Consider the following 12,511-nt stretch of genomic DNA (forward strand, 5'->3'; position numbering starts at 1 on the left):
CGGGGTGAGCGGCCCGGCGGGCGGGCCGGCGAGCGCCGGATTCCCCGGCGCCGTCCGCGCGCGGGCCGCGGCCGCCGACGCGCCGCTCACCGCCGAGGACGTGGACCGCGCCGCAGACGACCTCAAGACCCTCCTCGACGACTCCGTCGCCTCCGCCGAGCGGCAGCTGTTCGAGCTGCGCACGGCCGCCGCCGACGACTCCCGCATCCTCGGCGCCCTCGGTGACGGCGGCCTGCTGCCGCCGGGCCCGGACGTCCTGGCCACCGTCGAGTTCCTCGGCGAGCACGGCGTCCCCGCCCTGCCCGGCTGGCGCTACCTCGCCCAGTCCGTCGACCCGGCCGACCACGCGCGCGTGCTCGCGGCCCGGCCCGAACTGGTCGACGGCGTCATCATCACCGACCCGGCGTCCCACGTCCGGGCCCGCGACGTACTCGCCGGCGCGGCGCTGCTGCCCCGCTCCGCCGTCGCCGTCGGCACCGCCGCCGCGCTGCTCGCGCCGACCCCGGCGGAGAACGCGTCGGACGAGGCGGTCTTCCTCGTCCCGCCGAACCCGGCGATGCACGACGAGCACGCCGCCGACGAGGAGCGCCAAGCCCTGCGCAGCCGCGCCGCGCAGCGCGACGAGGACATCAGGGCGCTCGCCGGCCGCCTCGCCAAGGACCGCGAGCTCGCGGCGCGCCTGACCTCCTGGCGCTCCGGCTGCCCGGCCGGCCGCCTCGCCGAACTCGCCACCGCCGCGCACGAGGCCCGTACGTTCGCGGAGGAGACGGAGGCCGAGCTCGCCGAGGCCCGCACCGTGCGCGCCGAGGCCGACGAGGCCGCCGCGGAGGCGTCCCGGGTGCGCGACGAGCGGCAGGAGGCGGCACAGAAGGCACGTCGCGCCGCCGACGCCCTCGCCGGACTCGCCTACCGGCTGCGCGAGCGCTCCGCCTGGCAGGCGAAGGTCCGTGAACTCGCCGACGAGGCCGTCGAGTTCGAGGCCCGCGCCCAGTCCTGCCTGGACCACGCGCGCGCCGCCGACGAGGACCGCCGCGCCGCCCAGCGCTCCGCGGACGACGCCCACCGCACCGCCCGCACGCTGCGCGCCGAGCGCGCCGAGATCGCCGGCGCCCCCGACGATGTTCCCGTGGGCCCGGAGTTCGAGGCCCCCAAGGCGTCGCTGCCCGCGCTGCGCGAGGCCTACCGGGCCGCGTCCCAGGTGTACGAGAAGGTCGGTGTCGGCGCCGACCTGCGGGCCGAGCAGGCGCGCGCCGAGAGCGACGAGAGCGCCGCGCTCGCCGAGCTGAACCGGCTGACGAACAAGGTGCGCACCCGCGCCGCCACGCTCCTGGAGTCGCCCGAGGGCTCCGACGGCCCGTCCCGGCAGGCCGCCGCGGCCCGCGCCGAGGAGCACGTCCAGCTCCTGGAGACCCGCGCCTCCACCGCGAGCGAGCAGCTCGGCCGGCTGCGCGGCGAGGCCGAGCGGCACGCACCCGAGGACGGCGAGGCGCACACCGAGCTGCCCGAGGACCTCGAACCGCGCGACACCGAGCACGCGCAGTCGCTGCTGCGCACCGCCACCACCGAACTGGCCACGCGCACCGAGGCGTTGCAGACCGCCCGCGGCGCCCACGCCGAGCTGCTCGCCGCACACCGCACCGCGGAGGACGGCACCGGGGGCTTCGACGAGACGGCCGCGCTCCTGCGCGACCTGCTCCGCGACCACACCGCCGACACCGACGAGCAGGAGGAGCCGGAGCCGTACCCGGGCAGCCTGGAGGAGGCCCGCACGGCCGCCGCCGAGACCCGCCGCTCCCTGCGCGGCTGCGCCGCCGACCTGTCCGCCGCCGAGGCCGCGGTCCGCGAGGCGAGCGACATCCTCGTACGGCACGCGAACGCGACCCGGTACGAGCAGGTGCGCACGCCCGCGCGGCAGCAGATCCGCGAGCTGCCCGCGTCGGCGCTGCCCGAGCACGCGCAGAAGTGGGCGGACGCGTTCGCGCCCCGGCTCCGCGTCCTCACCGACGAGCTGGCGCAGCTGGAGCGCAACCGCGACTCGATCGTGGACCGCCTGCGCGGACTCGTCGAGTCCGCCCTGGCCACGCTGCGCTCCGCCCAGCGGCTCTCCCGGCTCCCCGAGGGACTCGGCGAGTGGTCGGGGCAGGAGTTCCTGCGGATCCGCTTCGAGGAGCCCGACCAGGCGACGCTCACCGAGCGGCTCGGCGAGGTCATCGACGAGGCGACCCGCTCCGCCGTCAAGAAGAACTCCGACCTGCGGCGCGACGGCATGTCCCTGCTGCTGCGCGGCGTCAGCGCCGCCCTGCAGCCCAAGGGCGTCGCCGTCGAGATCCTCAAGCCGGACGCGGTGCTGCGCGCCGAGCGGGTACCGGTCGGACAGATGGGCGACGTGTTCTCCGGCGGCCAGCTGCTCACCGCCGCCATCGCGCTGTACTGCACGATGGCGGCGCTCCGGTCGAACGACCGGGGCCGCGACAAGCACCGGCACGCGGGCACCCTGTTCCTCGACAACCCGATCGGCCGCGCCAACGCCACGTACCTGCTGGAGCTCCAGCGCGCGGTGTCCGACGCGCTGGGCGTCCAGCTCCTGTACACGACCGGTCTGTTCGACACGACGGCGCTCGCCGAGTTCCCGCTGGTGATCCGGCTGCGCAACGACGCGGACCTGCGGGCAGGACTGAAGTACATCAGCGTGGAGGAGCACCTGCGCCCGGGGCTGCCGCAGCAGGATCCGGACGGGGAGACGGTGCACGGCGAGATCACCGCGACGCGGATGTACAAGCGGCCCGCGGAGCAGACTCAGGTGGGCTAGGGCCTGTCGTCGGTGGCGTCCACCTGCCGCAGCAGCCACGCGTGGAAGCTCCCGATGTGGTGCTCGGTCGGCACGAGGACGCCGCCGTCCCGGTACGCCCGGGACGACATGGCGGGCTGGGTGCGCTCGCACGCGGCGAAGTCCTGCGCGTTGACCCGGTGGAACAGCTCGACGGACTTCGACACGTCCGCGCCCGACGCCACGACGTCCGGCGCGTACAGCCAGTCGCACTCGACGACCGTGCGGTCCTCGGCCAGCGGGAACATCCGGTGCAGGATCACGTGGTCGGGCACCAGGTTCACGAAGACGGTCGGCTTGACCGTGATCGCGTAGTAGCGGCGGTCGTGGTCGTCGCCGATCTCGGGGAGCCGACCGAACCCCTCGCTCCCGTCGACGGTGAAGCCCTTCACCCCGTCGCCGAACTCGGCGCCGTGCCCGACGTAGTACTGGGCCGCGTAGCCGTTCGCGAACTCCGGGAGGACCTCGGTGAGTTCGGGGTGGATCGTCGCGCAGTGGTAGCACTCCATGAAGTTCTCGACGATCAGCTTCCAGTTCGCCTTCACGTCGTACGTGATGCGTCGGCCGAGGGCGAGCCCGGCGGTGCCGTACCGCTCGATGGCGGCCGCGTCGCCGAGCCGTTCGACGGCGGCGCCGATCACCGTCTCCTCGAACGACGGCGGTTCGTCGGCGAGACACACCCACGCGTAGCCGAGCCATTCGCGCAGCGCGACGCCCACGAGGCCGTACGCGGACCGGTCGACGTCCGGCATCTTCATCAGGTTGGGCGCGGCGATCAGCCGGCCGTCGAGGTCGTACGTCCAGGCGTGGTACGGGCATTGGAGGGTGCGGCGGACCTGGCCCTGCGGCTCGGTGCACAGGCGTGCGCCGCGGTGGCGGCAGACGTTGAGGAACGCCCTGAGGCCGCCGGTGCGGGCGCGGGTGACCAGCACGTTCTCGCGGCCGACCTGCACGGTCCGGTACGCGCCCGGCCGGTCGAGGTCGCCGGAGCGGACCGCGCAGAACCACATGCGCTCGAAGATCCGCTCCTGCTCGGTGCGGAAGAGGCCCGGGTCGGTGTAGTGGCGGCCCGGGAGCGTGGCGATCAGGCTGGGGCCGGTCGGTGTCGTCGGCACGGGGGGCATCGGCGGTCTCCTGAGGGGCGTCAGCGGCGGATGCGCGTCATCTTCGGGTCGAACAGCGGCTCGTCGGCGACCGTGGCCCGCACCTTCTCGCCGAAGTACGCGATCTGCACGGCGGTGCCCGCGGTCAGCGGCGGCAGCCAGGCGTACGCGACGCAGTGGCCGAGGGTGTAGCCGTACGCGGCGCTGGTCACGTAACCGGCCGGTGCGCCGTCCACGGACACCGGTTCCTTGCCGAGGACGACGGCGGCCGGGTCGTCGAGCAGGAGCGGGGTCAACTTGCGTGTCGGGGGCGGTAGTTGTTCCAGGGCGGCGCGGCCCAGGAAGTCCCCCCGGTCCAGGCGGACGGCGAAGCCGAGCCCGGCCTCGTACGGCGTGTGCTCCTCGGTCATGTCCTGGCCCCAGGCCCGGTAGCCCTTCTCCAGGCGCAGGCTGTCGAACGCGGACCGACCGGCGGCGATCACCCCGTGCGCACGGCCCGCCTCCCAGAGCGTGTCCCACAGGCGCAGCCCGAGATCGGCGGTGGTGTACAGCTCCCAGCCGAGCTCCCCGACGTAGCTGACCCGCAGCGCGGTGACCGGCACGTGCCCGAGGTGCGTCCGCCGCGCACGGAAGTAGCCGAAGCCCTCGTGCGAGAAGTCGTCGCGGGTCAGCGGCTGGACGAGGTCGCGGGCGAGCGGCCCCCACACGCCGATGCAGCAGGTGCCGGACGTGACGTCCCGCAGGTGGACGTCGGCGGGCGCGTGGCGGCGCAGCCAGTGGAGGTCGGCGGGGGAGTTGGCGCCCACCTGGAAGTGGTCGGGCGCCAGCCGGGCCACGGTCAGATCGGACCGGACGCCGCCCTTCTCGTCGAGGAGCAGCGTGTACGTGACCGCGCCCGGCTTCTTCGCGACGTTGTTGGTGGTCATGTGCTGGAGGAAGGCGAGCGCGCCCGGGCCGGTGACCTCCAGGCGGCGCAGCGGGGTCATGTCGTAGAGGGCGACCCCCTCGCGGGTGGCCCTGGCCTCGGCGGCGGCGATCGGTGACCAGTGGCGGGCCGACCAGGCGTCCCGCTCGGGTCCGCCGGGTACGACGAGGTGGGCGTTGGCCTCGTACCAGTGCGGCCGCTCCCAGCCACCGCCTTCCAGGAAGTACGCGCCGAGCTCCCGCTGCCGGGCGTGGAAGGGGCTCACGCGCAGCGGGCGCGGCTGGTCCATCGGCTGCAGCGGGTGGATGACGTCGTACACCTCGATGAACTGCCGGGCGCCCCGGTCCTGGACGTAGGCGGGGGAGCGCTGGGCGTCCTCGAAGCGGTGCAGATCGCATGCGTGCAGGTCGGTCTGCGCATGACCGTCGACCATCCACTCGGCGACGGCCTTCGCGACCCCGGCCGAGTGCGTCACCCACACCGCCTCCGCCAGCCAGAAGCCGCGCAGTTCGGGCGCCTCGCCGAGGACCGGCATGCCGTCGGGGGTGAAGGAGAAGACGCCGTTGAAGCCCGTCTCGATCTCCGCGTCCCGCAGCGCCGGGATCAGCGCGCGGCTGTCCGCCCAGCTGGGTGCCCAGTCCTCCGCGGTGAACGGCAGCGAGGACGGCATGTCCTGGGCCCGGGCGCGCGCCTCGTCGTACGCGAGGACCGCGAACGGGTCCACGGGCAGCGGCCGGTGCGCATAGCTGCCGATGCCGATGCGGTCGGTGTGCTCACGGAAGTACAGGTCGCGGTCCTGGAAGCGGAGGATCGGCTTCGAGGCTTCGGTGCGGGGGTCGTTCACGCCCTTGAGGGCGGGGATCGGCTTCGTCTTCGCGTACTGGTGCGCGAGGGGGAGCAGGGGGACGTCGACGCCCGCCATACGGCCGATGACCGGGCCCCAGAATCCGGCGGCGGAGACGACGTGCGTGGCGGGGAAGGCGCCGCGGTCCGTGATCACGGCGGTGACGCGGCCGTCCTGCCGCTCGATGCCGGTGACGGTGTGCCGGTCGAGGAAGCGGGCGCCGCGCCGCCGGGCGCGCTCCAGTTGGGCGCGGGCGGCGAGGAGGGCGCGGGCCAGACCGTCGTCGGGGGTGTGGAAGCCGCCGAGCACGGTCGACGTGTCGATGAGCGGCCACAGCTCCTTGCAGCGGGCGGGCGGGACCAGTTCGCCCCGGACGCCCCAGGACGCCGCCCAGCCCGCCTTGCGGTGCAGGTCGGCCCAGCGTTCGGGGGTCGTGGCCAGCTCCAGGCCGCCGACCGGGTTGAAGCAGGAGAGTCCGTCCACCTCAAGGGCGTTGAACTTCTCGACCGTGTACCGGGCGAAGGCGGTGAGGGTCTTGGAGGGGCTGGTCTGGAAGACGAGCCCGGGAGCGTGCGAGGTGGAGCCGCCGGGGGCGGGCAGCGGACCCTGTTCGAGGACGGTGACGTCGTGCCGGCCGCGGGCGGTGAGCTCGTCGGCGAGCGCGCAGCCGACGATGCCGGCGCCGATGATGACGATCCGGGAGTCGGGGGCGGCGGTGCTGCTCGCTCGGACCGGGGACACCACGTTGTCGCGCATAAGCCCAACTCCTCCGCTGTTGCGCAGTGCAGGATGCGTTGCGCGATGAGAGACGACGCGAGGCGATGGGAGCCATAGTGGGAAGGCCGTCACGACCCCGTCAAGACCCCGTGAAGGCCCCGTCGGGAGGCCGGAGTTAAGCCTTCGTGAAACGGTGCGGTCCGGTCAGAAGCCGTGACCCATCCGCCGGGAGAGCTCCGCGGCGGCGGCCACGGTGCGCTTGGCGAGCGCGGGCAGGTTCTCCTCGGTGAGCCGGAAGACCGGCCCCGAGACGCTGATCGCCCCGATGACCTTGCCGTCGTGGCCCCTGGCCGGCGCGGCCACCGCGGCGAGCCCCAGCTCCAACTCCTCGACGGCCACGGCGAACCCCTGGTCCTCGACCGCCTCCAGCTCGGCCCGCAGCGCCGTCGTGCCGGTGATCGTGTGCGCGGTGAACCGGGGCAGCGTGCGCGCGAGCAACCCCTCGCGCAGCACCGGCGGGAGCTGCGCGAACAGCACCTTTCCGCTGGACGTGGCGTGCAGCGGGGTGCGTCGGCCCAGCCAGTTCTGCGCGGTGACCGAGGCGGCGCCGCGGGCCTGCATGATGTTGACCGCCATGTCCTCGTCGAGCACCGCGATGTTCACGGTCTCGCCCACCTCGTCGGCGAGTTCGCGGCAGACCGGGCCGCCCTCCTGCGAGATGTCCAGGCGCACGGCCGCCGCCCCCGCGAGGCGGAGCACCCCGGCTCCCAGGTAGTACTTGCCGCGGTCCTTGGACTGCCCGACCAGGCCCCGGTTCTCCAGCACGCCGAGCAGCCGGAACGCGGTCGACTTGTGCACGCCCAACTCGTCGGCGATCTCCGTGACTCCGGCCTCTCCGTGCCGCGCGAGGCTCTCCAGGACGCTCACGGCGCGGTCCACGGACTGGACGGCGCCGCTGGTTCCCCTGGGCTGCTTCTCCGTGACCGGCGCACCCGGCTCAACCTGCGGTTGCTTGCGGGTCATAGCTCGACTCCCACCATCTGACGGCCCGTTGCCGGGTCGCATCTTCGAGAAGCCCTTGACGCATGCGGGCGCCCGACCGGATTCTGTTGCGCATAGCGCTCCCTCATGCGCCATGTGGAACATCATGTTACCGAAGAGTCCTGGACCGAGAGGGGGGCCCGTGATTCCCGTCTGCCGCCTCGAAGACCTCCCCGTGGGCGAGTCCGTCCGCATCGACACCGTCCCGCCCATCGCCGTGTTCCGCACGGAGGGTGAGCTGTACGCCATCGACGACACCTGCACCCACCAGGACGCCTCGCTGTCCGAGGGGTGGTTGGAGGGCTGTCTGGTCGAATGCCCGCTCCACGAGGCTTCATTCGATCTCCGTACCGGGCAGCCCACCTGCCTGCCCGCCCGCCGCCCCGTGCGCACGCACCGGGTGACCGTCGACGACGGCGTGATCCACGTCCACCCGGCCGCGTCGGCGGACAGCGCGGCGTAGGCCGCGTGCCGCCCGCCGGGCCCACCGTCAACAGAAGGGCACTGCCTCATGAGGACCGTGACCGTGGTCGGCGCCTCCCTCGCCGGGCTGTACGCGGCGCGTGAACTCCGCGCGCAGGGATTCGACGGCCGGCTGGTGATCGTCGGCGAGGAGCCGCACGCGCCCTACGACCGCCCCCCGCTGTCCAAGGACTTCCTCACCGGCCGTGCCGCCGAGGACCGGCTCGCCCTGTCCGACCCCGAGGAGACCCGGGAGCTCGGCGCGCAGTGGCTCCTCGGCGTCCGTGCCCGCGGACTCGACGCCCGGGGCCGTACTGTCCACTTGGCGGACGGCGGCACCGTCCGCTGCGACGGCGTCGTCATCGCCACCGGTGCGAGCGCCCGCCGGCTGCCCGGCCCCGCACCGGCCGGTGTGCACACCCTGCGCACTCTCGACGACGCCCGGGCCCTGCGCGCCGACCTGCTCGACGGTCCGCAGCGCGTCGTGGTGATCGGCGGCGGCTTCATCGGTGCCGAGACCGCGTCGTCCTGCGCTTCCCTCGGCCACGACGTCACGGTCGTCGAGGCGGCCCCACTGCCCCTGCTGCCCCAGCTCGGACCCGAACTCGCCGCCGCATGTGCCCAGTTGCACGAGCGAGGCGGTGTCCGACTCATCACCGGGGTGGGGGTGACCGGACTGCGGGAGGCGGGCCGGGTCGGTCCGGAGCCGGGGGAGGGGCCCGGCCCGCGGGTCACCGGCGTCGCCCTCGCCGACGGCCGGGTGCTGCCCGGCCGACCTCGTGGTCGTCGGCATCGGTGCCGTGCCGAACACCGGCTGGCTGGCGGGCTCGACGCTCGCCGTGCGCGACGGTGTGCTCTGCGACGGCGGCTGTGTCACCTCGCTTCCCCAGGTCGTGGCCGTCGGCGACGTGGCCAGGGCCGACGGCGTGCGGGCCGAGCACTGGACCGGCGCCACCGCCCAACCCCGCGCGGCCGTACGCAATCTGCTCGCCGGACGCACCCTTGAGCTCGCTCGCCCGCTGCCCTACTTCTGGTCCGACCAGTACGGGAGCCGCATCCAGTACGCCGGGCGGCGGCGCGCGGGGGACACCGTCCGGATCGTGAGCGGCTCACCGCGGGACGGCCGCTTCCTCGCGCACTACGAGCGGGACGGGTCGGTGACCGCTGTCCTCGCCCTCGACATGCCGCGCCCCTTCACCCGGATCCGCCGTGAACTGGCCCGCGCCGAGACCCGCCCGGCACCGGGAGCCGTCGTGGGAGCGGTCGGCGCGATCTGACCCCTGCCCGGCCCGCGAGCGTCACGTATGCGTCAACTGCCCGGCCGTGCCCCGTCCTCGTATGTTCTCCGGAGCCCGCCGGGCGGACCGGCGGGCCTGCCGGCGCTCCTTGCGCAGCCGGCGCGCCGTGCTCGCCGGGACCGAGACGACGCCGTGCCGCTGGTTCCACACCTGGCGCGTCACCCAGACGTCGAGCACGCCCCAGGTGGCCACCACCGTGCTCCCGACGCTGCTCAACACCATGGGGAACGCCAGCCAGGACTCGGTCAGGGAGCACAGCACCGCGACCATCGCCTGGATGAGCGTCAGCGCGACTATGAGGACCGCCCGCACCGCGGCCGTGCGGACCGGGTCAGGCATCCGCCGCCGCTTCGCCGGCTCGTCGACCCACAGCTCCCGTCGCCCCGCTTCACCCATCACCACGTCACTCCCCACCGCTCCCGGGCCTTCGGAACCGATGCCCCCGCATCGGCCCTGCACACTGACTGCCCGGTTTGCTCCGCTTTACGCAGCCTGCTCGGCTTCCGCGTGCTGCCCCTCGTGCCGCCTGGAGGTAGGACGAACGAGAGCTCCGGAAGATTCCCGAATTCGGCCAAGTGTCCTGACCCGATGCCGAAAAGAGAGGGATTCCGGCCAACCGGCCACCGATCAAGGCTGATTGTGATCGTTCCGAACCCTATGAATTCCGGCCTGCAATCTCCCCCAATGACCGGACAACTCCGGACGTCCGCACCGGTGTTGAGGCGAACAGCATCCGGACAGGTCTTCGAGTTGTTCGTGTCTCAGTAGTAGGCTCGCGCCGTTTGTTGACGCACATGTGTGCCCCTGACCGCACGGGGCCGATCTGGGGGAGGCCATGCGCTTTCGCGGGAAGTCCATCCGCAGGAAGATCGTGGCGTTGCTGCTGGTGCCGCTGCTGTCCTTGACGGCGATCTGGGTGTTCGCCTCGGTCATCACGGGCCGCGCCGCCGTACAACTGCTCTCGGCGGACAAGGTCGCCGACGCCATCGGCTACCCCCTGGCCGACACCGGCCGCGTGCTGCAGGACGAACGCCGCCAGACCCTCGTCTACCTCGCCGACCCGCGCGCCTCCGACGCCCAGTCGACGCTGCGGACCCGGCGCAGCGCCTCCGACGAGGCGATGGCCGGGATCAAGGAGAAGGCCCGCGACGCCGACGTCCGGGACGAGATGGACGGGGACGCGCGCGCCACCCTCGACACCGTCGTGGAGGGCTTCGAGGGCATCGAGTCGCTGCGCCGGAACGTCGACGAGGGCACCGTGACCCGCGCCCAGGCCCTCGACTTCTACACCCGGCTCATCGAGCCGACGTACGACTTCCTGCTCGACATCACCGCCCTCGACGACTCGAAGACGGAGCGCCAGGGCCGCGCCCTCGTCGGCGTCATCGAGGCCCGCGAACTGCTCTCCCAGGAAGACGCGCTGGTCGGCTCCGGCCTCGTCGCCCGCCGGCTCGACCGCGCCGAGCTGCGCCAGGTCTCCGACCTGATCGCCCAGCGCTCCCTGCTGTACGACAGCAGCCTCGCGCTGCTCCCCGAGGACGAGCGCGCCCGCTTCGAGCGGTACTGGAAGAGCCCGGACACCAACCCGCTGCGCACCGCGGAGAAGGCCGTGGCGAACGGCGCGCCGGGCGCCCCCAAGGGCGTCACCGCCCGCAGCTGGGACGCCGCGGCCGGGCCGGTCCTCGCCGAACTCTCCGACCGGAACACCGAGGCCGCCGAGCGCTACCAGGACCGGGCCCGACCCGTCGCCGTCAAGGTGTTCCTGCGGGCCGGCATCGCCGGCGTCCTCGGTCTCCTCGCGCTGCTCTTCTCCCTGTTCCTGTCGGTCCGCATCGGCCGCAGCCTCATCCGTGACCTGCGCCGGCTGCGCCTCGAAGCCCACGAGGCGTCCGGCGTGCGGCTGCCCGGCGTGATGCGCCGCCTCGCCGCCGGCGAGGAGGTCGACGTGGAGACCGAGGCCCCGCGCCTCGACTACGACAGGGACGAGATCGGCCAGGTCGGCCAGGCCCTCAACACCCTGCAGAGATCCGCCGTAGAAGCCGCCGTCAAACAGGCCGAACTGCGCCGCGGCGTCTCCGAGGTCTTCGTCAACCTGGCCCGCCGCAGCCAGGTACTGCTCCACAAGCAGCTGACCCTGCTCGACACGATGGAGCGCAGGACCGAGGACACCGACGAACTCGCCGACCTGTTCCGCCTCGACCACCTCACCACCCGCATGCGCCGGCACGCCGAGGGCCTGGTGATCCTCTCCGGCGCCGCCCCGTCCCGGCAGTGGCGCAAGCCCGTCCAGCTCATGGACATCGTGCGGGCCTCCGTCGCCGAGGTGGAGGACTACGAGCGCATCGAGGTGCGCCGGCTGCCCAGGGTCGCCGTCACGGGCCCCGCCGTCGCGGACCTCACCCACCTCGTCGCCGAACTCCTGGAGAACGCCACGGTGTTCTCCCCGCCGCACACCGCCGTCCAGGTCCTCGGCGAGCGTGTCGCGAACGGGTTCACGCTGGAGATCCACGACCGCGGGCTCGGCATGGCCGCCGACGCCCTCCTCGACGCCAACCTGCGGCTCGCCGAGACCCCCGAGTTCGAACTCTCCGACACCGACCGGCTCGGCCTCTTCGTGGTCAGCCGCCTCGCGCAGCGGCAGGGCGTCCGCGTCTCCCTCCAGCCGTCCCCCTACGGCGGCACCACCGCCGTCGTCTTCATCCCGGACACGCTGCTCACGGACGCCCCCGACACCGAGGGCGCCGGATTCCGCCTCGACCGGCCCGACGCGGCCCGCCGCGCCACCCCGGCCGGCCGGGACCCGAAGCAGGGGACCGGGGCGCTGCCCGGCCTGCCGGCCTCCGTGCTCGACGGACCGGTGGAACTGGAAGCACCGCTGACCACCTCGGACATGACTTCCTTCCCCGGCGCCCTGGGGGACGAGGACAGCGAGCGCGGCGACCTGTTCCGCCCGCGCCGCCCCGTCGCCGGCGTGCCCGGCGAGCAGCACCAGCAGGCCGCCGACGACGGGCCGGGGCGAGGCCCCGGCCACACCGACGACGATGCCCGCGACGCGGCGCCCGGCGGCCTCGTACCGCTGCCGCGGCGGCGTACTCCCAAGCTCGTCAGTTCGCACGGCAGGCCCGTCGGCCACACGCGGCCGGGGGACGGCGACCGCGCCGCCGCCGAACCGGGCGAGCGGCACGACCGCGACGCCGGCGACCGCGACCGCGGCGACCGACGGGCCGAGATCGCGCCGGCGGGCGGCACCGCTCGCTCGCGCTCGCCGGCGAGGACGACGTGATCCCGCGCGGT

At 73.7% G+C, this 12,511-nt stretch carries 6 protein-coding genes and 2 pseudogenes; 4 read left to right on the forward strand and 4 right to left on the reverse strand.

Going from position 1 to position 12,511, the window contains the following annotated elements; genetic code table 11:
* A pseudogene (locus tag RBJ77_RS48270) lies at positions 1–2,809 on the forward strand (hypothetical protein); the annotation flags it as partial.
* On the opposite strand, the gene RBJ77_RS48275 reads toward RBJ77_RS48270, so the two are convergent.
* From RBJ77_RS48275 to RBJ77_RS48285, 3 genes are all read right to left on the reverse strand, one after another.
* Entirely contained in the window at positions 2,806–3,951 is a 1,146-nt protein-coding gene (locus tag RBJ77_RS48275) for an aromatic ring-hydroxylating dioxygenase subunit alpha (protein ID WP_372350778.1), read from the reverse strand. The pseudogene RBJ77_RS48270 and the gene RBJ77_RS48275 sit on opposite strands and share 4 nt — an antisense overlap.
* A gap of 20 nt (positions 3,952–3,971) precedes the next feature.
* A complete protein-coding gene (locus tag RBJ77_RS48280; RefSeq protein ID WP_372350779.1) occupies positions 3,972–6,455 on the reverse strand; it encodes an FAD-dependent oxidoreductase in 2,484 nt (827 codons plus the stop codon).
* Between the two features lie 165 nt (positions 6,456–6,620).
* Positions 6,621–7,439 (reverse strand): IclR family transcriptional regulator, encoded by an 819-nt coding sequence (locus RBJ77_RS48285; RefSeq protein ID WP_372350780.1) that lies wholly within the window; start codon positions 7,437–7,439, stop codon positions 6,621–6,623.
* Between the two features lie 160 nt (positions 7,440–7,599).
* Between RBJ77_RS48285 and RBJ77_RS48290 the strand changes: the two genes are divergently transcribed.
* Both RBJ77_RS48290 and RBJ77_RS48295 read left to right on the forward strand, forming a co-directional pair.
* Positions 7,600–7,920 (forward strand): bifunctional 3-phenylpropionate/cinnamic acid dioxygenase ferredoxin subunit, encoded by a 321-nt coding sequence (locus RBJ77_RS48290; RefSeq protein WP_255967717.1) that lies wholly within the window; start codon positions 7,600–7,602, stop codon positions 7,918–7,920.
* 48 nt (positions 7,921–7,968) lie between these two features.
* Positions 7,969–9,196, forward strand: a pseudogene (locus RBJ77_RS48295) (NAD(P)/FAD-dependent oxidoreductase).
* Between the two features lie 21 nt (positions 9,197–9,217).
* On the opposite strand, the gene RBJ77_RS48300 reads toward RBJ77_RS48295, so the two are convergent.
* A complete protein-coding gene (locus tag RBJ77_RS48300) occupies positions 9,218–9,655 on the reverse strand; it encodes a hypothetical protein (RefSeq protein ID WP_372350782.1) in 438 nt (145 codons plus the stop codon).
* A 397-nt stretch (positions 9,656–10,052) separates the two neighbouring features.
* On the opposite strand from RBJ77_RS48300, the gene RBJ77_RS48305 reads away from it, so the two are divergent.
* Complete coding sequence (locus RBJ77_RS48305; RefSeq protein ID WP_372350781.1) at positions 10,053–12,500, forward strand: nitrate- and nitrite sensing domain-containing protein; 2,448 nt, start codon at positions 10,053–10,055, stop codon at positions 12,498–12,500.
* Positions 12,501–12,511 lie beyond the last annotated feature (11 nt).

Source organism: Streptomyces sp. KL116D (assembly GCF_030766975.1).
Lineage (GTDB): Bacteria > Actinomycetota > Actinomycetes > Streptomycetales > Streptomycetaceae > Streptomyces > Streptomyces longispororuber_A.

What these genes read in the sequence shown, in the direction of transcription:
- RBJ77_RS48275 (WP_372350778.1), bottom strand. Translation starts at nt 3,951, where the DNA reads ATGCCCCCCGTGCCGACGACACCGACCGGCCCCAGCCTGATCGCCACG.
- RBJ77_RS48280 (WP_372350779.1), bottom strand. Translation starts at nt 6,455, where the DNA reads ATGCGCGACAACGTGGTGTCCCCGGTCCGAGCGAGCAGCACCGCCGCC.
- RBJ77_RS48285 (WP_372350780.1), bottom strand. Translation starts at nt 7,439, where the DNA reads ATGACCCGCAAGCAACCGCAGGTTGAGCCGGGTGCGCCGGTCACGGAG.
- RBJ77_RS48305 (WP_372350781.1), top strand. Translation starts at nt 10,053, where the DNA reads ATGCGCTTTCGCGGGAAGTCCATCCGCAGGAAGATCGTGGCGTTGCTG.